The organism is Natrinema longum, assembly GCF_017352095.1.
In the GTDB taxonomy this organism is placed as follows: Archaea; Halobacteriota; Halobacteria; order Halobacteriales; family Natrialbaceae; genus Natrinema; species Natrinema longum.
In genome coordinates this window covers 3,495,205-3,515,294 of record NZ_CP071463.1, presented here as the reverse complement: position 1 = coordinate 3,515,294, position 20,090 = coordinate 3,495,205, and the positions used below count along the sequence as shown (strand labels likewise).

Annotated in this window: 22 protein-coding genes; 12 read left to right on the top strand and 10 right to left on the bottom strand. The window is 64.6% G+C overall.

What is annotated here, in order from left to right; translation table 11 throughout:
• Positions 1 to 340 precede the first annotated feature (340 nt).
• On the top strand, positions 341 to 2,596 hold the full coding sequence (locus tag J0X27_RS17450; protein WP_207270408.1) for an NADP-dependent malic enzyme: 2,256 nt from the start codon (positions 341 to 343) through the stop codon (positions 2,594 to 2,596).
• Between the two features lie 912 nt (positions 2,597 to 3,508).
• Positions 3,509 to 4,570 carry a zinc-dependent alcohol dehydrogenase family protein gene (locus J0X27_RS17445; RefSeq protein WP_207270407.1) on the top strand — a complete coding sequence of 354 codons (1,062 nt, stop codon included), beginning with the start codon at positions 3,509 to 3,511 and terminating at the stop codon, positions 4,568 to 4,570.
• Positions 4,571 to 5,010: 440 nt separating this feature from the next.
• Here the strand turns inward: J0X27_RS17445 and J0X27_RS17440 are convergent, their stop codons facing one another.
• The 3 genes from J0X27_RS17440 to J0X27_RS17430 form a co-directional block, all read right to left on the bottom strand.
• On the bottom strand, positions 5,011 to 5,220 hold the full coding sequence (locus tag J0X27_RS17440) for a hypothetical protein (RefSeq protein WP_207270406.1): 210 nt from the start codon (positions 5,218 to 5,220) through the stop codon (positions 5,011 to 5,013).
• Between the two features lie 135 nt (positions 5,221 to 5,355).
• On the bottom strand, positions 5,356 to 6,375 hold the full coding sequence (locus J0X27_RS17435; protein WP_207270405.1) for a phosphoribosylaminoimidazolesuccinocarboxamide synthase: 1,020 nt from the start codon (positions 6,373 to 6,375) through the stop codon (positions 5,356 to 5,358).
• A gap of 136 nt (positions 6,376 to 6,511) precedes the next feature.
• The gene (locus J0X27_RS17430; protein ID WP_207270404.1) at positions 6,512 to 6,799 is read right to left on the bottom strand and encodes a hypothetical protein; all 288 of its coding nucleotides are present in this window, start codon (positions 6,797 to 6,799) and stop codon (positions 6,512 to 6,514) included.
• A gap of 186 nt (positions 6,800 to 6,985) precedes the next feature.
• On the opposite strand from J0X27_RS17430, the gene cofH reads away from it, so the two are divergent.
• Together cofH and J0X27_RS17420 are read left to right on the top strand one after the other, a co-directional pair.
• Positions 6,986 to 8,365 (top strand): 7,8-didemethyl-8-hydroxy-5-deazariboflavin synthase subunit CofH, encoded by a 1,380-nt coding sequence (gene cofH / locus J0X27_RS17425; protein WP_207270403.1) that lies wholly within the window; start codon positions 6,986 to 6,988, stop codon positions 8,363 to 8,365.
• A 203-nt stretch (positions 8,366 to 8,568) separates the two neighbouring features.
• The gene (locus J0X27_RS17420; protein ID WP_207270402.1) at positions 8,569 to 8,994 is read left to right on the top strand and encodes a DUF7522 family protein; all 426 of its coding nucleotides are present in this window, start codon (positions 8,569 to 8,571) and stop codon (positions 8,992 to 8,994) included.
• Positions 8,995 to 9,147: 153 nt separating this feature from the next.
• Here J0X27_RS17420 and J0X27_RS17415 read toward each other — a convergent pair whose 3' ends face one another.
• Entirely contained in the window at positions 9,148 to 9,789 is a 642-nt protein-coding gene (locus J0X27_RS17415) for a cyclase family protein (protein WP_207270401.1), read from the bottom strand.
• Positions 9,790 to 9,894: 105 nt separating this feature from the next.
• Between J0X27_RS17415 and J0X27_RS17410 the strand changes: the two genes are divergently transcribed.
• Both J0X27_RS17410 and J0X27_RS17405 read left to right on the top strand, forming a co-directional pair.
• Positions 9,895 to 10,653, top strand: a complete 759-nt coding sequence (locus tag J0X27_RS17410; protein WP_207270400.1) for an SDR family NAD(P)-dependent oxidoreductase — start codon at positions 9,895 to 9,897, stop codon at positions 10,651 to 10,653.
• A 45-nt stretch (positions 10,654 to 10,698) separates the two neighbouring features.
• The gene (locus tag J0X27_RS17405; protein ID WP_207270399.1) at positions 10,699 to 11,154 is read left to right on the top strand and encodes a nucleoside deaminase; all 456 of its coding nucleotides are present in this window, start codon (positions 10,699 to 10,701) and stop codon (positions 11,152 to 11,154) included.
• Between the two features lie 168 nt (positions 11,155 to 11,322).
• On the opposite strand, the gene cofG is transcribed toward J0X27_RS17405, so the two are convergent.
• From cofG to J0X27_RS17385, 4 genes are all read right to left on the bottom strand, one after another.
• Positions 11,323 to 12,489, bottom strand: coding sequence for a 7,8-didemethyl-8-hydroxy-5-deazariboflavin synthase subunit CofG (cofG, locus tag J0X27_RS17400; protein ID WP_207270398.1), 1,167 nt, complete (start codon positions 12,487 to 12,489; stop codon positions 11,323 to 11,325).
• 69 nt (positions 12,490 to 12,558) lie between these two features.
• A complete protein-coding gene (cofC, locus tag J0X27_RS17395) occupies positions 12,559 to 13,251 on the bottom strand; it encodes a 2-phospho-L-lactate guanylyltransferase (protein ID WP_207270397.1) in 693 nt (230 codons plus the stop codon).
• A gap of 180 nt (positions 13,252 to 13,431) precedes the next feature.
• Entirely contained in the window at positions 13,432 to 14,613 is a 1,182-nt protein-coding gene (locus J0X27_RS17390) for a tubulin/FtsZ family protein (protein WP_207270396.1), read from the bottom strand.
• 214 nt (positions 14,614 to 14,827) lie between these two features.
• Positions 14,828 to 15,757 (bottom strand): complex I NDUFA9 subunit family protein, encoded by a 930-nt coding sequence (locus tag J0X27_RS17385; protein WP_207270395.1) that lies wholly within the window; start codon positions 15,755 to 15,757, stop codon positions 14,828 to 14,830.
• Between the two features lie 95 nt (positions 15,758 to 15,852).
• Here J0X27_RS17385 and tmk point away from each other — a divergent pair, with 95 nt between their 5' ends.
• The 5 genes from tmk (at position 15,853) to J0X27_RS17360 (ending at position 18,721) form a co-directional block, all read left to right on the top strand.
• Positions 15,853 to 16,455: a dTMP kinase gene (gene tmk / locus J0X27_RS17380; RefSeq protein ID WP_207270394.1), complete on the top strand. Its 603-nt coding sequence runs from the start codon at positions 15,853 to 15,855 to the stop codon at positions 16,453 to 16,455.
• A 346-nt stretch (positions 16,456 to 16,801) separates the two neighbouring features.
• A complete protein-coding gene (locus J0X27_RS17375; RefSeq protein ID WP_207270393.1) occupies positions 16,802 to 17,032 on the top strand; it encodes an Lrp/AsnC family transcriptional regulator in 231 nt (76 codons plus the stop codon).
• Between the two features lie 143 nt (positions 17,033 to 17,175).
• Positions 17,176 to 17,946 carry a potassium channel family protein gene (locus tag J0X27_RS17370; RefSeq protein ID WP_207270392.1) on the top strand — a complete coding sequence of 257 codons (771 nt, stop codon included), beginning with the start codon at positions 17,176 to 17,178 and terminating at the stop codon, positions 17,944 to 17,946.
• Positions 17,946 to 18,176: an Lrp/AsnC family transcriptional regulator gene (locus J0X27_RS17365; RefSeq protein ID WP_097378891.1), complete on the top strand. Its 231-nt coding sequence runs from the start codon at positions 17,946 to 17,948 to the stop codon at positions 18,174 to 18,176. Before J0X27_RS17370 ends, J0X27_RS17365 begins: the two co-directional genes overlap by 1 nt.
• A 371-nt stretch (positions 18,177 to 18,547) precedes the next feature.
• Positions 18,548 to 18,721 (top strand): hypothetical protein, encoded by a 174-nt coding sequence (locus tag J0X27_RS17360; RefSeq protein WP_207270391.1) that lies wholly within the window; start codon positions 18,548 to 18,550, stop codon positions 18,719 to 18,721.
• Between the two features lie 36 nt (positions 18,722 to 18,757).
• Here the strand turns inward: J0X27_RS17360 and J0X27_RS17355 are convergent, their stop codons facing one another.
• Complete coding sequence (locus J0X27_RS17355) at positions 18,758 to 19,288, bottom strand: DUF5813 family protein (protein ID WP_207270390.1); 531 nt, start codon at positions 19,286 to 19,288, stop codon at positions 18,758 to 18,760.
• A gap of 231 nt (positions 19,289 to 19,519) precedes the next feature.
• Between J0X27_RS17355 and J0X27_RS17350 the strand changes: the two genes are divergently transcribed.
• On the top strand, positions 19,520 to 19,714 hold the full coding sequence (locus J0X27_RS17350; RefSeq protein WP_207270389.1) for a hypothetical protein: 195 nt from the start codon (positions 19,520 to 19,522) through the stop codon (positions 19,712 to 19,714).
• Here the strand turns inward: J0X27_RS17350 and J0X27_RS17345 are convergent.
• Positions 19,692 to 20,081 (bottom strand): DUF7522 family protein, encoded by a 390-nt coding sequence (locus tag J0X27_RS17345; protein WP_097378888.1) that lies wholly within the window; start codon positions 20,079 to 20,081, stop codon positions 19,692 to 19,694. The genes J0X27_RS17350 and J0X27_RS17345 overlap by 23 nt on opposite strands.
• Positions 20,082 to 20,090: the final 9 nt, after the last annotated feature.

Here is a 20,090-nt window from a genome sequence, read left to right as displayed (position 1 = left end):
ATACTACGTCTTCCCTCTCAATTTTATAATCACGTCATCATAATAGCTCCCTCGGCATACCTCCGGTTTGGAAGGGACAGGGCGCTTGAAATCGGGATATATGGATCTCTCCACGACAAACTATATCCAAGTCTACATTTAATGGCCGGTCGTCTCCGTGTCCGGAGCGGCGGCGACTCCGTCTTCGACCGCCGATCCTGACAGTGCGTCGACGATGGCTCCGTTTCGCGCCACGCAAGGACCGTCACGGGTTCGAATCCGCCATGTGTTCGAACACGTCGCAGTACCCGAGTCCAACCGTACACTTTTGTCGGTCCGCCGGAGACACACGGGCACGACAATGGACGAAGACGCGCTCGAGTATCATCGGAGTGAACCGCCGGGAAAGATCGAAATCGCGACGACGAAGCCGACGAACACGCAGCGTGATCTCAGTCTCGCCTACTCGCCGGGCGTCGCTGCGCCGTGCCGTGAGATCGCCGCTGACGCGGGCGATGCCTACCAGTATACGACGAAAGGGAACCTCGTCGGCGTCGTCTCGAACGGCTCGGCTGTGCTCGGCCTCGGTGACATCGGCGCGCAGGCCTCGAAGCCGGTCATGGAAGGGAAGGGCGTCCTGTTCAAGCGCTTTGCCGATATCGACGTCTTCGACATCGAACTCGATCTCGACGACCCGGACGCGTTCGTCGAATCCGTCGCTGCGATGGAGCCGACGTTCGGCGGGATCAACCTGGAGGACATCGCGGCCCCACACTGTTTCGAGATCGAAGAGCGACTCCGTGATCGGCTGTCGATCCCGGTGTTTCACGACGATCAACACGGCACCGCGATCATCAGCGGTGCCGCCCTGCTCAACGCCGTCGAAATCTCCGGCAAAGACCTCGAGGATCTCGAAGTGACGTTCGCCGGTGCGGGCGCGGCGGCGGTCGCGACGGCCACGTTTTACGTCTCGCTGGGCGTCCGCCGGGAGAACATCACCATGTGTGATATCGACGGCGTACTGACGACGGCGCGGGCCGAATCCGGCGACTTGAACGAGTACAACCGGGAGTTCGCTCGAGACCGCCCCGAGGGAGACCTCGCGGACGCCATGGTCGGTGCCGACGCGTTCGTCGGCCTCTCGGCCGGCGGCATCGTCTCGCCGGAGATGGTCCGATCGATGGCCGACGATCCGATCATCTTCGCGATGGCGAACCCCGACCCGGAGATCGCCTACGAGGACGCCAAGCGCGCTCGCGACGATACCGTCATCATGGCGACCGGTCGCTCGGACTACCCCAATCAGGTCAACAACGTCCTCGGCTTTCCCTTCATCTTCCGGGGTGCACTCGACGTCCGCGCGACGGAGATCAACGAGGAGATGAAAGTCGCAGCGGCCCACGCGCTGGCCGATCTCGCCAAACAGGACGTCCCCGATTCGGTGGTCAAAGCCTACGGCGACCAGCCGCTGCAGTTCGGCCCCGACTACATCATTCCGAAACCGCTCGACGCCCGGGTTCTCTTCGAAGTCACCCCTGCAGTCGCACGTGCGGCGGTCGAGTCGGGTGCGGCCCGCCTCGAGCGCGACCTCGACGCGTACGTCGAACGGCTCGAGGCCCGTCTCGGGAAGTCCCGCGAGATGATGCGAGTCGTGCTCAACAAAGCCAAATCCGACCCGAAGCGGATCGCGCTGGCGGAGGGGACCGACGAGACGATCGTCCGGGCGGCGGCCCAGATGATCGAACGGGGGATCGCGGAGCCGGTGTTGATCGGGGACGAGGCCGAGATCCGGGGGACGATCGCGAACCTCGGACTCGAGTTCGAACCGGACGTCGTCGACCCCGAGAGCGGCGATTACGAGGCCTACGCCGAGCACCTCTACGACCGCCGCCAGCGCAGCGGGATCACCCGCCGCGAAGCGACGGCGAGGATCCGCGACGACACCAACTACTTCGGCAGCGTCATGGTCGACCGGGGCGACGCCGACGCGATGCTCACCGGGTTGACGAATCACTACCCGTCGGCGCTGCGACCGCCTCTGCAGGTGATCGGAACGGCCGACGACGCCGAGTACGCGGCCGGGGTCTACATGCTCACCTTCAAAAACCGCGTCCTCTTCGTTGCCGACGCGACGGTCAACCAGGCCCCCGACGAGGACGTCCTCGAGGAGGTCACCCGTCACACTGCCGATCTCGCACGCCGGTTCGACGTCGAGCCCCGTGCCGCCTTGCTCTCGTACTCGGACTTCGGCAGCGTCGACAACGAGGGAACCCGAAAACCCCGCGAAGCGGCCCGACGCCTCCGCGAAGACCCCGCGGTCGACTTCCCGGTCGACGGCGAGATGCAGGCCGACACCGCCGTCCTCGAGGAGATGCTGACCGGGACCTACGAGTTCAGCGACCTCGAGAAACCGGCGAACGTGTTGGTCTTCCCCAACCTCGAGGCCGGAAACATCGGGTACAAGCTGTTGCAACGACTGGGCGGGGCCGACGCGATCGGGCCGATGTTGGTCGGGATGGACGAACCGGTCCACGTCCTCCAGCGTGGCGACGAGGTCAAAGATATCGTCAACCTCGCGGCCGTCGCGACGGTGGACGCTCAGGGCGACCGTTCCTGAGCAGGGCCGGCGACCGTCTGTTCTTGGCGGCCCCGCCTCGGAGAGGCCGCCTGCTGTTCGTCGCTACGAACGCTTGTTCCCGCCTGCCGAAGGGCGGTGCCCGGTCGGGCGCTTCGAGAGGCGACAGCCAACTCACCGGACACGACCGAGAGAGGGGTACCGCGAGCCCGGTCGAATCCGCCCGGCGAAGACGGCGAGTTCTCGACCCGGGATTACGAACCTATGGGTGTAAACGATCGGGCGTTCGCGGGTACTCCTGATCGGATTCGGACAGCGTGGAAGCGGGGCTCCGAATACATATAAAATAGCGCATATGTGCACACAAATATAGAATAATTATAATTATAGCCCACTGGGCGAGTGTCTCTCCAGTGATCGATCGTTCGAGGCCGATACAGTCGCTAACTATCGGCACATTCCACGATACTCGGACGAGCAGATCGGAGAAGAGCGAGCGCGTTCTCGCGACTGGGGAGGGACGACTCACTCGTCGCCCGAAACGACTGCACTGGCTCTCACGTGCCCGTTACTGGCAGCTCTGAGAGAACGGGTTCGCTGTGCTATCCCATCATCCTCACACAGTTCAGAATGCATATATGACTTTTTTATTAGCAGTAATTTAGATAGAGTACTTCTCGAGAACGGCCTCCGATTTACAGAACGCAGAGCCCACTCATTACCTCCGTCGTGACGGTCTCCGTCACGTTACGGTCCAGTAAATCTCGTACTCACGCTACCGAATACATTCCTGTCACGTTTTCCCGTCCGTACAGCGAATCCGTTTTTGTGGACAGATCAGCGGCTGTACCGACCGGTTCGTTGTTGGAAACGTGAAAGAACTTACGTGAAGTTTATGACCCGCCGTGTGTGTACCGCCTACACTTTTATACTCGCTGACTCTACCGTCGAACCATGCGAGCAGCCGTACTCGAGGAACATGGAGAACCGCTCGCGGTCAAAGACGTCGACTACCCGGAGCCGACAGCGGACCAGGTCATCGTCGAGACCGAGGCCTGTGGGGTCTGTCGGAGCGACTGGCACGCCTGGCAGGGCGACTGGAGCTGGATCGGTGCCGGCGTTCCGGAGGGCCAGATCCTCGGTCACGAGCCCGCGGGTATCGTTTCGGCGGTCGGCGAGGACGTCGAGACGCTCGAGGAGGGAGACCGCGTCGCGGTCCCGTTCCACCTCGGGGACGGAACCTGCACACACTGTCGTGAAGGGCGGGCGAACAACTGCGAGACGGTCGTTCCGCTGGGCCTGACGGAGTTCGCACCGGGTGCCTTCGCGGAGGCGTTCCCCGTTCGGGAAGCCGATTTCAACTGCGTCAAACTCCCCGACGAAGTCGACTTCGCCGAGATGGCCGGACTGGGCTGTCGGTTCATGACGGCCTACCACGCGCTCGCCGACCGCGCCGATCTGCGGCCCGGCGACTGGGTCGCCGTCCACGGCTGTGGCGGCGTCGGACTCTCGGCGATCCACATCGCGCAAGCGCTGGGTGCACACCCGATCGCGATCGACGTCCTCGACAGCAAACTCGAGCGCGCCGAGGAACTCGGTGCCGTCGAGACGATCAACGGAGCCGACGTCGACAGCGCGCCCCAGGAAGTCAAGGCGATCACCGACGGCGGTGCGGACGTCTCGATCGACGCGCTGGGTATCGCCGAGACCTGCCAGAACTCGGTCGACAGTCTGGGCACCCGTGGCAGCCACGTCCAGGTCGGGCTCACGACCGGCGAGGAAGAGGGCCAGATCGAACTGCCCGTCGACGTCATGACGATGCAGGAGATCGACTTCCATGGCTCCTTTGGCATGCCCCTCGTCCGCTACGAGGAACTGTTCAACCTGATCGCGCAGGGGACCCTCGAGCCCGGCAAGATCATCGGCGAGACCCTGTCGCTCGAGGACGCCCCGGAGACGCTGGCCTCGATGGACGACTACGAGACGGTCGGCATCCCCGTCATCACGGAGTTCTGAACGTCGATTCGGGGCGTCGATAACCGGACGATCGGCCACGTGAGTTCGATGCGAGGCGCAGTCGTCCGTTGTCAAGCAAGCAGTCGGCTGATAGGACTCGAGCGCATAAAGACGGGCGGGCGGGAACCGCCCGTGGCGTGAGAGACATGAGCGTACTCGAAGCGGAAACGAGTCCACGTCCGAGCGATCCGGGCATGAACGCACGCAATCGGCTGGTCAACGCATCAGTTGGGCCGAACGCGTACCCGGCGGGGGTCTTCGCCCCGCAGATCGTACACGGTGACACTCACCCATTGTTATGCGGCCGTTTGGTCGTCGGTAGCAGTTCCAAACCGGCCACAGGCACTGTGTAATCCGTTCGTAGTCCCACGCTACGGGTCGATCCGTCGGAGAAACGGTCCCCGTCCTCGCGGGAAACGGCGGGCGGCGAAAAGCCGCGTTCAGTCGTCGCTCGGCTCGGTGCGGGGCCCGGTCGTCGACGACACGTCCTGTTGGCCGATCCACGTCGACGAGACCAGCGGGGCGACGGCGAAGGCGACGATCACGAGCACGAACAACGTCAGCATGACGCTTGCGACGGCCGCGATCCCCGTCGTGACAGTGAACAGCACGATACTCGGCGCGACTCCACTGGCGACAGCGAGGCTCATTGGTATCGTTTGTACCTTTCTACTCCCTCCATATGAGGGTTACTTCCCCGGGTAGGGTTGTGGATTGATCGCACACCTCGACCGAATTCCACGCGGAACCGGCGGTCGGCCTCCGGTCGGTCGACCCCTGGCCGGCTACAGCCGCCGGACCGCACCGATCGCACTCGAGAGCGGCGGTGCGTCGAAGAACTCACGGCCGGTGTAGGCGTTGGCACCGGCACAGTAGAGGTCGCTTGCGGTCTCGAGGACCGACTCCTCGAGCGGTTCGGGCGCTTCCTCGCAGCGGGATTTCCAGTCGGCGACGCCCTCTCGCTTCGCCTGGGCCTTGGCGGCCTCGACGGCCTGGACCCACTCGGGCTGGGTGCGCTTGTGGTACTGGCGGAGCACCTCCTTCGAGAGCTGGGTGCCCTCGTAGCTGAAGCGGTTTTCGTCGAACGTCCCGACCACGTCCGCGACGCGGATCTCGCCGTGGTAATAGCAACACTCGATCTTCCCGTCCTCGTGGACCAGTCCGGCGCTATCGGCCTGCTCGGTGACGATCCGGTTGACCTCGCGGGCGAGCGACACGAGGTCCTCGATCGCCGCGTTCCCGGCGATGTCGTCGGCCTCGGTGCGCTCGAGTTGGCGGTCGCTCTCCTCGTACTTCGTGGTGAACTCGACGATCGGCTCCGCGAGGTCGACGGCCTCGTCGGGCCACTCGTCGAAGTCGAGCCCGTGGTCGGCGGGATCGGTCCGACTCCGCAGGCTCGAGCCGACGGGCACTCGGTTGCGGAAGACGATCTCGAGGGGGATCAGGTAGTTCTCGCCGGCCGCGTCGTGGTAGTGGTCGTAATCGTACTCGCGACCCTCGTGGGGGAGGTCGGGCACTTGCGTGAGGTCGATGGCCATCTCCCAAGGTGGGTGGGAGGCCTCCGCGAGTGGAACGACGTCGCCGTTCTCGACAACACCGCGGTAGTGGGTCGGGACGCCCTCACCCTCGAGCAGTTCGAAGTTGAACGCACCCATCGTACAGAGGCTCGCCCCCTTCTGTGGGATCTGGTCGGGCATCTTTCCCCAGTCGAACACCGAGTAGTCGTCGGTGAAGACGAACGATCCGCGACCGAACTCCTCGTCGGTCGCCGCTTCCTCGATGCGGAACTCTTTGACGCTCGTCATACGAGACACCCCAGGACGTGTCCGCCACCGCAGTTCATATCCCAGTTGCCGTGGCCGGACCCTAAGAAGGTTTCAGTATCGGGCGGACGGCCCGCGATCGATGGGATCCCCCTCGACTCGGGTCCTTTCCCCATGCTCAGTCGTCGACGGCCGCGAGCAGCGCTTTGGCGTCCCGCTGGAACGCCTCCTCGAGTGACCCCTCCTCGACGAGTCCGCGCAGCGTCGAATCGCACTGTGGCGTCGCTAACGCTTCGAGGGCCTGCCGGCGATACCGCTCGTCGATCCCCTCCTCGCGGACGAGCGCCCCGAGTTCGTCGCACTCGTTTGCCGTCTTCAGTTCGCGAATCGCAGCCGTGCGCTTCGATTCGTCGGCCTCCTCCTTGAGAGCGATCGCTACGCATTCCTCCGGCGTCCGTGAACTCATGGATCGCCGTTCGCGGCCCACACCGATAGTTCCGAGACCTGCGTTCGACGGATCGGGACTCGAAACCGGACTCGCAACGTGAACGCAGACCTGATGGGGCGTTTTCATCGGATCCGCCCATCCCGGCGTCGTTCCGGGTCCACGAATCCATCATGCTTTTCTCGCTGTACTGGTATCGTTACGTCGATGGAGCGACCGGTGACCGAGGCCGACCTCACGTTCGATCACGTTCCCGAGACCGACCAGTCCTTCGAGAACGCACTGGCAAAGGCACGCGACGGCGACCGACTCACGGTCGACGACGCGATCGAGTTACTCACCACGGGGACGGACAGCGAGGGGATCGACCGCCGGCGCAAGGAACGCGTCCTCGAGGCGGCCGACCGCCGTCGCGCCGAGCAGGTCGGCGAGGAAGTCACCTTCATCGCGAACCTGAACAACAACGTCACGACGGCCTGTAACGTGGGCTGTCTCTTCTGTAACTTCAAAGACGCCGCTCACACCTTCGAAAGCGAGACCGAGATCGAGACGGCCGGCTTCACGAAGACGCCCGCGGAGTCTCGGGAAATCGTCGCCGACGCGGTCGACCGGGGCATCTACGAGGTAACCTCGGTTTCCGGTCTCCACCCCGCGTTCGCGCTCGACGAGGAACACCGGGAGATCCTCGAGGAGCACCCGAATCCGAAGGAAGTCAACTACAAGCCACCCGCGGTCTACGAGACGAGCCCTGGCACCTACACGGAGCAGATTGCAGCGATGAGCGTCGACGGCGTCCACGTCCACTCGATGACGCCCGAAGAGGCCTACCACGCACGGCGCGGTACCGACTGGTCCTACGAGGAAGTTTACCGGCGGCTGAAAGACGCCGGACTCGATACCGTCCCCGGAACCGCAGCCGAGATCCTCGTCGAGGAAGTCCGCGAGGTGATCTGTCCCGGCAAGATCAGCACCGACGGCTGGCTCGAGGCGATGGAGGCCGCTGCCAACGTCGGGCTCGGGATGACGGCGACGATCATGTACGGCCACGTCGAGAACGAGGCCCACCGCGCGATGCACCTGAAACGAGTTCGGGACTTACAGGACCGAACCGGCAATATCACCGAGTTCGTTCCGCTTTCCTTTATCCACCAGAACACGCCGCTGTTCGAACACGACGTGGTCTCGGGGGGCCCGAGCATCGACGAGGACGAACTGCTGATCGCGGTCTCCCGGCTCTTTCTCGATAACGTCGACCACATCCAGTCCTCGTGGGTCAAGTACGGCGACCAGCAGGGGCTGAAGATGCTCTCGTGTGGGGCCGACGACTACATGGGGACGATCCTCTCGGAGGAGATCACCAAGCGCGCGGGCGGGGGCTACGGCGAGTTCCGGTCGTTCGAGGATTACGTCGAGATGATCGCTTCGATCGGCCGCGTTCCCGTCGAGCGTTCGACCGACTACGAGAAACGCCGGGTCATCGACCCCGACGAGCCACCCTTCGGGCCCCGGCTCGGACCGAAAGCCGACGGCACGCCGTTGCTCACTCGAGCGGAGCGGGATGCGCGGACCGTTCCCGCCGACGACTGAGCGGGACGAACGGGCGTGTGGTTCGCTGGGGTTCGAGGACCGTTCGCGTCGAGTTCGAACGGCGTCGTCGACCGCCCCCGCTCGCCGCCCTGATCGTCGTCCGCTCGTGTGACCGGTCCGTTCTCGAGACGGTCGACGGGCAACGTCGCATCGCGGCTGTGACGACCGACATGCTTGATATCACACCGCGCCTATCCTGTTCGATGAGTCCCGAAGCACGCAGAACTGAAATCGACGACGAGCTGGCGACCGGTATCGTCAGCGCCGCCCGCACCAGCCTCGGCGACACCCTCAGGAGCGTCGTGTATTTCACGCCGTCGGCGCTCGAGGTCCTGTATCTCCGCCAGGGTCTCTACGATACGACGGCGGACGCTCGGCCGGCGAAGACGCAACTCGTCGAACTCGAGCGGGTCGGGTTCGCGGAGAGTTCGGTCCGAACGACGATCACGAACCAGGGGACTGGGTCGGAGATCGGGCCCTACGAGTTCACGGTCCGATTCCACGAGGACGGATTCGTCGTCAGGGTGCTACAGGGCGACGCCGGGGTCCTCCTGACGATCGACAGCATGGATGTCAACGCCTTCGAAGACGCGGCCACCGCCGTTCGACGGCTGCTCAGCGACGCGTAGCCGCGGATTTCGACCGGCACTGCTACACGAACAACGAGCGGCGGTTCAGCGTCGAACCGAACGCTTTCCGGGGTCTATCTCGACATCGGCGGTCGATCCGTCGCCGCATCGTCACCGCACCGTCGCCGCGAACGGCGCGGCAGGGTGGCACTACTATTCCATACGCTCGACGCCGACGGCCCGCACCGGCGCGCCGTCGCTCGCGAGGGCCATCGGGTAGGCACGGAGTTCGAACCGATCCCCGACCGACTCGAGGTTCGTCAGGTTCTCGAGGATCAGCAGATCGTTCCCGAGCAGCGCGTGGTGGACCTGGAACCCCTCGGGTTCGTCCTCAGTGGCGTCGTCCGTCGGCGTAGGATCGGGGTTGAGCGCGTCCACGGCCACGTCGTAGCCCCGTTCGACGCACGTTTTGGCCGCGGCCGGCGAAAGATAGGGGTGATCGAGGTACCGATCGGTCCCCCAGTGGGCGTCCCAGCCCGTCCAGCAGGCCACGAGATCGGCGTCGACGCCCGGAATACGGTCTGCCGGAATCGGCTCGCGGGCCCCGAGATCGCGGCAATCGATCCGAACCGCGTCGAAAACGAAGCGCTCGAGCGGGTACGACTCGAGCGTTTGGCCGTCTGCTTCGGTGTGTGCCGGCGCGTCGACGTGGGTGCCGGTGTGGCTGCCACACTCGAGGGCAGCGACGCGAGCGCCGTCGTCCTCGTGGGTTGTGTGGGGGCGGACGGCGACCGCGGGATCGCCGGGGTAGGTCTGCATTCCCGTCTCGATCGGCCAGGTGAGATCGACGTGCATACAGAACGGCCGTCGGCGGAGGGAGATAACGCTGTCCGACCCGTCGGGTCGTCTCTCTCGATTCGGTGTGACAATCGTTATATAGTACCTTGATAACGTGTGGGTATGCGACTCGAAGGCAAGACAGCATTTATCACGGGAGCGGGCTCCGGCCTCGGCCGGGAAGCAGCCGAACGGTTCGCCCGGGAGGGGGCGACGATCGTCGCGGCCGACATCGATCTCGAGGGTGCCGAGGAGACGATCGATCGCGTCGAGGACGCGGGCCAGGACGGAACGGCACTCGAGTTAGACGTCCGGGATTCCGATGCGGTCCACGCGGCCGTCGACGAGGCGGTCTCGGCGTTCGGCCTCGACGTCATGGTCAATAACGCGGGTGTCAGCCACGATCGGATGCGGATCGAGGAGATCGACGAGGGCGAACGCGACCGCGTCATCGACGTGAACGTCAAGGGCGTCTGGAACGGCTGTCACGCGGTGATCCCCCACTTCAAGGAGCAAGGGTCGGGTGCGATCGTCAACACCGCGTCGCTGGCCGGCGTCATCGGCGCGCCGGAACTCGGAGCCTACTCGCTGTCGAAAGGTGCGGTCGTCAATTTCACGCGAACGGTCGCCGCGGAAGTCGGCCCCGCCGGCGTCCGGGCGAACGCGGTCTGTCCGGGGGTGACCGACACGCCGATGCCCCGGAAGGGACAGACCACCGAAGAGTGGGAAGCGACCAAAGAGGAGATGGCGCGTCACTACCCGCTCAAACGACTCGGAGAGCCCGCAGACATCGCCAACGCGATGCTGTTCCTAGCCAGCGACGAAGCCGACTGGATCACCGGTCAGGCGCTCGTCGTCGACGGCGGCTTCTCCTGTACGTAGTTCCTCGAGGGGAAGCGTTTCGGGACCGGCGACCGAACGGCCGCTATGGCCACCGACGAGTCCTACGTGCGGCAGGCGATCGACCTCGCGGAATCGGCGGTCGACCACGGCAACACGCCGTTCGGCTCCCTACTCGTCGTCGACGACGCGGTCGTCCGGACCGCGGAAAACACCACGCTGACCGACGACGACATCGCCGCGCATCCGGAGTTCAAACTGGCCCGATGGGCCGCGAGCGAACTCGAGCCGGCCGAACGCGAGTCGTGTACGATGTACACCAGCACCGAGCCGTGTCCGATGTGTGCGAGCGCGATCGGCTACGCGGGACTCGGCCGCGTCGTCTACAGTGTGCCCGTCGAGTCGCTCGCGAAACTGCGCGAGGACGGCGTGATCGAGATCCCCTGTGAGGAAGTGGTCGATCGAGCCGGCGGGTCGACGACTGTGACGGGACCGATCCTCGAGAGCGAGGGCCTCTCCGTCCACGAGGACTTCTTCCAATAACCGTCGGGAGCACGATTTTCGGCGGTCACGGGAGCGCCCTCGTCGAAATCGGAGTTCTGCAGGAGTGACACCCCAGCGACCGCGTCGGCGATCAGCGCTTTGCGTGCGAACGCGCCGCCCAACGCGATGAAGCCCGTCCCGAGGACCGGGAGGAATCGTCGGACGACGTCACCGCGACCCGGTCGCCGTCTCGCGCCCAAGTACCGACCGATAGCGCTCGCCCGCCGGGTCGTCCGCCGAGAGCGCGTCCCGGATCGTCGCCGAGATCCACTCGCGATCGCCGCCGTCCGCACCGTCGGCGACCCTCCCGTCGAACCCGTCCGTTCGCAGGTCGGGCGACAGGAACCGTTCGTAGACGGGGAGCCGCTCTCCGAGCGGTAACTCCGCGGAGGCGGCGATCTCCTCGAGTTCGCGCAGCGCGGGCCACTCGTACTCGGGGTTGATGTGGTCGTCGGTGACCGGCGAGACGCCGCCCAGATCGTCGACGCCGCAGTCGATCAACTCCGTCGCGGGGGCGAGGTTCGGCGGGACCTGCACCGACACCTCTTCGGGGAGAGCCACCCGGGCCATCGCGGTCACCTGCCGCATCGTCGCGAGATCGGGCGAGCCCTCCGACCAGCGCTCGTTGTCGACGACCGGCTGGACGATCACCTCCTGGATGTGGTCGTAGCGCTCGTGGAGTTCGCGGATCGCCAGCAGGCTTTCCGCGCGATCGCGCCAGTCCTCGCCGATGCCGACGAGGATCCCCGTGGTAAAGGCCACGTCGAGTTCGCCCGCGTTTTTCAGGGTCCGCAGTCGCTGTCCTGGCACCTTGCGCCGCGGCCCGGCGTGGGCCCCGACTTCGGCGGTCGTCTCGAGCATCACGCCCATGCTGGCGTTGACATCCGCGACGGTCGCCATCTGCTCGCGGGTCTGGTCGCCCGGGTTCGCATGGGGGAGCAGCCCCTCCTCGAGCGCGACCTCGCAGGCCGCGCGCAGGTAGCTGTGAATCGAGTCGTAGCCCCACGCCGCGAGCTGGTCGTGGATCTCGGTGTAGCGGTCGTCCGGATCGTCGCCGAAGGTGAACAACGCCTCCGTACAGCCCGCGTCGGCCCCGCGCCGGCAGATCTCGCGGACCTCCTCGAGCGAGAGGAGGGAGGCATCTCCCGGCGGGTCGAAGTACGTACAGTAGGTACAGGTGTACCGACAGGCCGTGGTGAGCGGAACGAAGACGTTCCGTGAGAACGTCAACGCCGACGGCGACTCGACGTCGTTCGGGCTGACCTGCAAGAGCTCGTCGACGGCTCCATCGTCGACGGCGATGTCGACACCGTACTCGCTCGCCCCGGGAAACATTACCTCTGAATGCCGTCGCTCGGCACATAAGGGCTTCACTTCACGGCGGTCCGACCGGTCGCTATCGGGTCACTCCGCTCCGTGGTCCCCGTCGCGACCGACGTCGACCCGTCCATCTCTATCGTCGATTTCGAACCCGAACTCCCGGAGACAGGTCGGAGCACGAGCACCCTCGCGACCGTGGACGAGCACTTCGACCAGATCCGCCGGTTCGTCGATGTCGGTCGCCAGTCGGAACGAGTCGACGGTCTCGAGCGTCGCACCGACCTCCCGAGCGATCTCGCGGTGGTCCAGATAGGAGGTCCCGTGGTAATCGACGGCAAAACCGGGGTGGCGGACGACGAGCGCGTTCGTCCCGCCGCCCCGTCCCGGCGCGATCGCGACGTCGGCCGACGTCGCCAGCAACGCCTCGAGCGCGTCAGGGGTCGCCAGCGCGAGATCGGCCATGACGACGGCGACGGGGTCGATGCCATCGGTCGCGGTCTCCCCCTCGCCACCCGGCAGTCGCGCGTTGACCGCGTCCGTCAGCGACCGCTCGTCCAGCGTGACCGATGCCGACGCGAGAACCTCGCCCGGAAGCTCGAGGGTCTCGAGGTCGAGGGGGGCAGTCGAGACCACCATCGGCTCGTGGCCCGCCCCGACGACCGCACAGAGAACGTCCGCGAGCATGGCGCGGGCGACGGCGGAGCGCTCGGCCGACGTGAGTACCGACTCGAGACGGGTCTTCGGCGTCTCGGCAGCGAACGGGACCACGACGCGCATCTGAATCTGGTTGCGGTAGTCCGGGCGCGCTCAAAAGTACGTCGGAGTGGTACCGTCGACCGTCGGTGACCACCCGCTCGCGAACCGGTCGTCTGCGACCGCGCTACTGGCAGTTCGGCTCCACCTGTTAGAACGGAGTCTCGACGGCTACTATCGCGTCGAATTCGAGCGAACGGGAGGTTAGAACAGCGGCTCGAGTTCGTCTTCGTCGTCCTCGACGAGTTCCTCGAGGTTCTCCTCGCTCTCCCGCTGGATGTCGTCGATGTTGTCCTGGGCTTCGATAGCGACCTGCTGGAGGCGCTTGATTCGTGGCACGTTCGTCACGCCCGACAGCAAGATCGCTGCAGCCACCTCGGGCTCCTGGCGCGGGAAGTCGCCACCGCGAACTTCCATGCTGCCCGTTTCCTCCTCGAGCCACTTCCGGCCGCGTTCGATCCCTTTCCGGTTGAGATACTCCGAGGGACCGGAGAGGACGAGCAAGGCGCGTTCGGTGCCTTCGATCTCGCAGGGAAGCGTCAGCCGACCGAGCGCGGCTTTGCGGACGAGGCTCGTGATGCGGTTGGTCGTGTTCGCGGCGTCGAGGTCGTCGTCGGAGCCGCCGCCTTCGCCGGTAAACCGGGAGAGTAGCCCGCCGCCGGACTCCAACTCGACTTCCTCCGATGCGTAGCCGACAGTGGAGACACCACCGCCGGAAAGCGTATTGATGATCTCGGAGGAGTCGACGACGCTTTCGGCGACCTCCTGACCGTCACCGACCTCACCAGCGCCGAAGAGAATGCCAAAGCGGCGGACGATCTCCTCGTTGATCTGGTCGTAGCCGCCCTCGACGGACTCGCCGGTCTGTCGCCAGGAGTCGTTGTCGAAGACGAGCAGGTTGTCGACCTCGCGGACGAACGTCTGGAAGGATCGCGCCGCGTTGAGCGTGTAGATTCCGCCTTCGTCCGTCCCCGGCAGGACGCCGAGTCCGTAGACGGGGATCGTATAGATCCGTTTCAGATGTTTCGCGAGGACCGGCGAGCCACCGGACCCGGTGCCACCGCCCATGCCGGCGACGATCAGGAACGCGTCGACCTCGTGGGTCGGGATCTGGTCGATGGCGTTCTGTACCTCGTCGATGTCCTCCTCGGCGATTTCCGCCCCGAGTTCGTTGTCAGCACCGACACCATGGCCCTTGACGCGGGCCTGGCCGATGAGTACCCGATTCTCCTCTGGAATGTTGTCGAGACCGATGAGATCCGCTTTCGCGGAGTTGACAGCGATCGCTGCCCGGACGATCCCGCTGTTCGTCCGATCGTCGTAATCGAGGAACCGATCGACGATTTTGCCACCGGCCTGTCCGAATCCGATCATCGCCAGCTTCATTGTTTATCTGGGGGCTCCGTTGGCTTGGAAACAGAACAATACAGGATATAAGTCTTGTGCTAATCTGAATTTCTCGAATAATTGAATATCACGCCTGATAGCGCAACTGAGGGGGATTTTGAGTGGATATTCCCCCTTTCAAAAACACCCGACAATATAATTTCCCTGGCACGCTTATTATGTTTAATCAGTCGGGACCAGATACGAGCTTGTCTCACCGATCTCCGGCCGTCTCTGCCGCTGTCTCGCTGGACCCGCGTCCCCCACGGCCGAGATACGAACCGAGCGTCGTCAGTTCGTCCTGATCGCGGCCAAACGCCGTCACGTCGTTGTCGGCGACGGTGTTGTCGAACTCGAGGGAACGAGCCTGGTCGGGGCCAAAGGGGACGAACGGCAGCGAGCCGACCGTCGAGAGGCCGAGTTTCGTCACTCCCATCGGAATCGAAACGATCGTGACATCTTTCCCCTCGGCCGCGTAGACCAATTCCGTGACGTCCGCGAGCGTGGTGACCTGTGGCCCACCGATCTCGTACGTTTCGCCAACGTGCGTTTCGTCCTCGAGGGCCTCCGCGAGCATCGGGACGAGGTCGCCGACCCAGATCGGTTGAAAACGCGTCTTGCCGCCCCCAGGCAATCCAGTCAGGTACGGCGTCGTCAACGTCTTCGTGAACTCGACGAACTCGCCGCCGTCGCCGAAGACGACCGACGGACGGACGATCGTCCACTCCAGGGACGAGTCCCTGACGACCGCCTCCGCCGTGCCCTTGGCGCGAACGTAGGCGGTGGTCCCGTTCGGATCGGCTCCGAGCGCGCTCAGCTGGAGGAACCGGGAGACGTCACCGTCCTCGGCGGCGCGGACGAGGTTCTCGGTCCCGCCGAGGTGGACTTCTTCGTGGCTCGTCCCGCTGGGTGGCCGATAGAGCGGCGAGAGCGAGACGAGGTTCACGACGGCGTCGTGGTCCCCGACGATTCCGGCGATCGAATCGTAGGCGCTGACGTCCCCGATGGCCGACTCGACGCCGTCGGGCAGCCTCCCGTCGGCGGGAGAGCGGGACAGTGCCGTCACCTGGTGGCCGCGCTCGACCAGTTCCGCACACAGATTCGTACCGATGAAACCGGTTCCGCCAGCGACGAGGACGTTCATATTCGGAACGTGATCTCGCAGCGATAAATAGATGGGCGGCTACGTTGTAAGGCTCTCTCGACACATTGTAGTAGCCGTCACGACGAGGGACGACCATGCTCGTCACGCTCGAGGGACTGGACGGCAGCGGCAAGACGACGATCTGGGAGGCCTTACGCGAGCGCTATCCCGATGCCACGTTCACGCGGGAACCGACGAATTCGTGGTACGGCGACGCCGTCTATCGCTCGATCGAGGACGACGACGCGGACCCGTTGGCGGAACTCTTCCTCTACACCGCCGACCACGCCGATCACCTCTCGCGGGTGATCGAACCGGCCCTCGAGCGCGACGACCTCGTGATCTCCGATCGCTACTCCGACTCCCGGTTTGCCTACCAGGGTGCGACGCTCGCCGCGGCTGACGGGCACGACCTCGCGGACCCCCTCGAGTACGTCGTCGACGTCCACCGGCCGTTCTCGATCCAGCCCGACCTGACGATCTACCTCGACCTCGAGCCCGAGACCGCTGCGACCCGCGCGGGGACGACGAACAAGTTCGAGCGAGCCGACTACCTCGCGTCGGTCCAGGACAACTACGAACGGCTGATCGATCGTGATCCTGATCGGTTCGTCCGCGTCGACGCGACGCAGTCACCGCCGGACGTACTCGAGGCCGTGACCGACACACTGGCGACAGCAGTCCCGGACGGACGGTGAGAGCGCGAGTTCGACGGTTCGAATCGGCGTTCGGACTGTCGAACGACGGCAAGTCGGTCGGTGACCATCCCCTACTGCGATGTCTTCGAGGCGATGCAGTGCGGCGACCTTTTTCCGAGGGAGTCGGCTGGTATCGACGCGATCGACCCAGGTATTCGTGACAGGTCGGACGGCTTCAAGCGAGTTACTAGTGACGAGGATGTCATAGAAGTCCTCTCACGGCTCTTATCACAGCTACTTCTATATGACTCCCTTGGTGATACGTTTCGCACCGACGAAAGTCGAACACGATACCACGAGGGAGCGTAGAAAGGCTTTAGTCGTGACAGAGTGTACCACACCGCCGATGGTCCACGCCTTCATCATGGTCAAGACGGCCGCCGGAAAGTCCGAGGGGCTGCTCGCGGAGATCGCCGCCCTCGAGTCGGTCAGCGACGCGCACATCGTCGCGGGCAACTACGACATCATCGCGGAGGTCGACGCGCCGGAGGTCTACGACGTGCTCCAGACCGTCTCCTCGAAGCTACAGGGTCTCAGCGGTATCACCGACACGAAGACGTACATCGCGATGGGATAGCCCGTGACGTCGAGCCAGCAGGACCGTCGACGCGGTCGGCAGCGTCGGTTTCGGTGGGAACCACTCCTCGAGGGGCAGCGTCTGACCATGTACCATGGTAATCGGGGGCAACCTTATTCATCGGGGCGAGCATACGACCCACCATGCGGTTCGTGATTATCGGGGCCGGACGGGTCGGGCTGCGCACAGCACGCGTCTTGCGTGACGAGGACCACGAGGTGACGATCGTCGAACGCGACGAGCCAACGCTCAAACGGGCTCGTGAGCAGGACTTCGCTGTCGTCGAGGGCGATGGCTCCCGAGAGAACGTTCTCGAGGAGGCCGGCATCGAAGCGGCCGACGCCATCGGCGCGCTCTCGGGTAATCTCAACGTCAACTTCACCGCCTGCATGATCGGCAACCACTACGGCTGTCGGACGGTCATGCGGATCGACGAGGCCTACCGCGAGGGAATCTACCGCAAGTACGCCGATCAGGTCGACGAGATCATCTACCCCGAACGTCTCGGCGCGATCGGTGCGAAAAACGCCTTGCTCGGCGGGACGATCCGTGCCATCGCCGACATCGCCCCATACCTGCAGGTCGTCGAACTCACGATCACCGCCGATGCTCCCGTCAACGGCTACACGATCAGTGAACTGCATCTGCCAGCCGACGCGACCGTCCTCGCGTTCGGCAAGGGGGAAACCCCCCTCGAGATCCCGACCGAGGACCTCTCGCTCGAGGACGGCGACCGACTCGTCGTCCTCGCCGATTTCGACGTCCTGAGTTCGGTCCGCCAGCTCCTGGTCGGCGAAACCGCGAGTCGAGCGGCCGCCAACGCGGGCTCGGGCTCGAGTTCGGCCGCAGAACTGCTAGAAACCGAGACGGATCCCGACTCCGAGACGGATTCCGACACTGGAGGTGTCAACTAATGGTCACAGCATTCGTCATGATCAAGGCGAACACGGGCGAGGCGGATCGGCTCAGAGATAGCATCGAATCCATCGACGGCGTTCGATCGGCCCACATCGTCGCCGGCGACGTCGACCTCATCGCGAAAGCCCAGGTCGAGACGCCGGCCGCGGTCAAGGAAATCGCAGCCACCCACATCCAGTCCATCGAGGGCATCGAGGACACGCAGACGTACATCGCGATGGACTAGAGAACCGAAATTTTACGCTGCGGTCCGGTGCGCTCGCGACAGGATTCCCGTCGCGAGCGAACTGTCCCTCGGTGAAATTTCGATCAAAAGCACTCCTCTTTCCCCTTCACTCGGCTCGCGGCTACGCCGCTCGCTTCACCGCGGCCCAAAGCGCCGCGCTCTCGTTCCGGGTCAGTCGTCGGCCCGCTCGCTCACCCTTCGGGTTCGCTCGCGGTCGGTAGTGGGTAACGGCCTGCCCTCCCCCGAGTCGCGTGGCTCTCGCGTCTGCTCGAGCCACGCTCCCGGCCACAGCAGTCGTCCGACAGGATCACTGGCAGTCGTCCAACAGGACTCCGCGGGGAGTTATCCCTCGAGAACACTATCGATCCGCTATGGGACGGAGACGACACAGGGCGATCATCGGGGTCGCGATGGTCCTGCTGGGACTCGTTCAGGCAGGCTCGTCTGTCGTGGGTAGCGACTGGCAGTTTGCCGTGTTCGGTCTCCTCTATGCTCTCATCGGAATCGGGTACCTCTGGGCGGAGGTCTACACTGTCGACCGGTAGCCCCGAGCCGGGCGAGGAGTGTCTGTCATCGAACTCTCACATCGGCATTCCGCCAGTACCTGTATCACCGTCCGCGGCCTGCTGCCCTCGGTTCTGGGCGTTCTCGAGCAGCGTCGCCGCCTCGCCGCGATACTCGTAGCCGGGGATGATCCCCTGTGCGAAGGTCCCCTCGACGAACTCGATCAGGGCCTTGGCGTCGGCGACGCCCTCGCCGGCGTCCCAGGCGGTGTACTCGAGAGTGACCTGGACGTCGTCGCCGTCGCGTTCGACGACCGGTTCGTCGTGCGTGCTCGTGTGGGCGACGGTGAAGACGTCTCGGAGGCGGCGTTCGAGGGTCTCGAACCAGCCGTCCTCGACGGGCGGTGCGACGACTTCGTCGGCCACGGCGGCGTCGAGCGTCGGGAGGACGACCGTGACGCGAAACCGGCCGTCGCGTTTCCCCTCGGCGTCGTCGGCCGTGATCGTCGTCTCGAAGACGGTCGTCGTGAGGTCGTAGCCCGCGTCGCTCCGGACGAACGCGTCGTGAGACTCGAGTTCGCGCGCGACGGGAGCTGGAAAGTCGGTCATTGTAGCCCATCACGTGACTGGCGGAAAAGGGTGTTACGCTGTTCCGATCGCAGGGCAATCGCGTCGTCGGTGATTCCGATAGCACGGCGGTCGCGTCGTACGTAACTGTTACACGACGGAAATCCGGACGAAATCGCCCGCCTTCGCGGGGATCGTTTCGGACGGGAAGTGTCGCGTTTCGACCGAAAACGGCCCCCATTACTACAAGGGAAACCGTCCTCTATCGGGGGCATGAGTCTAGATCGACACGCCGCGGAACGTCGTCGCTTCGCTCGCCTCCTCGGAACGGACGGCGACCACGGCTCCGGCCTGCCGATCGGCGGGCAGGACGCCGACACCGAGGGGACCGACCGAGAGGGGGACGACGCTACTGACGGCGACGACCGCTCGAGCGACGACCTGGTTACGAAATCTCGCGGCTGCTGAGGAACGAATCGAGTGCCGTCGCGACTTCTTCGAAGTCCTTGACCGTCAGCCCGTCGGTCGTGACGAAGACGCCCTCGCTGTCGGTGGTGACGCGGACGAGGAAGCCGTTCTCGAAGACGCGAATCGTGTAGTCGTACTCGCCGAGTTCCGACCCCTCGTACGCCGTCTGGGTCGTTTTGAACCCGCGCCACTCGTGACCGATGAACGTCGAGAGGTCGGCGTCGCGCTCGAGGTCGTCCCGGAGGTAGACCTGTTCGAAGTCGTCGCGCGTGAAGTAGGTGATCGAACGAAGGCTGTCGCCGATGGCCGTTCGGCAGGTCGCGACGATCTGCTCCGTTGCCTCTGGCGTGAGTAATCCGGTCGGCATACGGGAGCA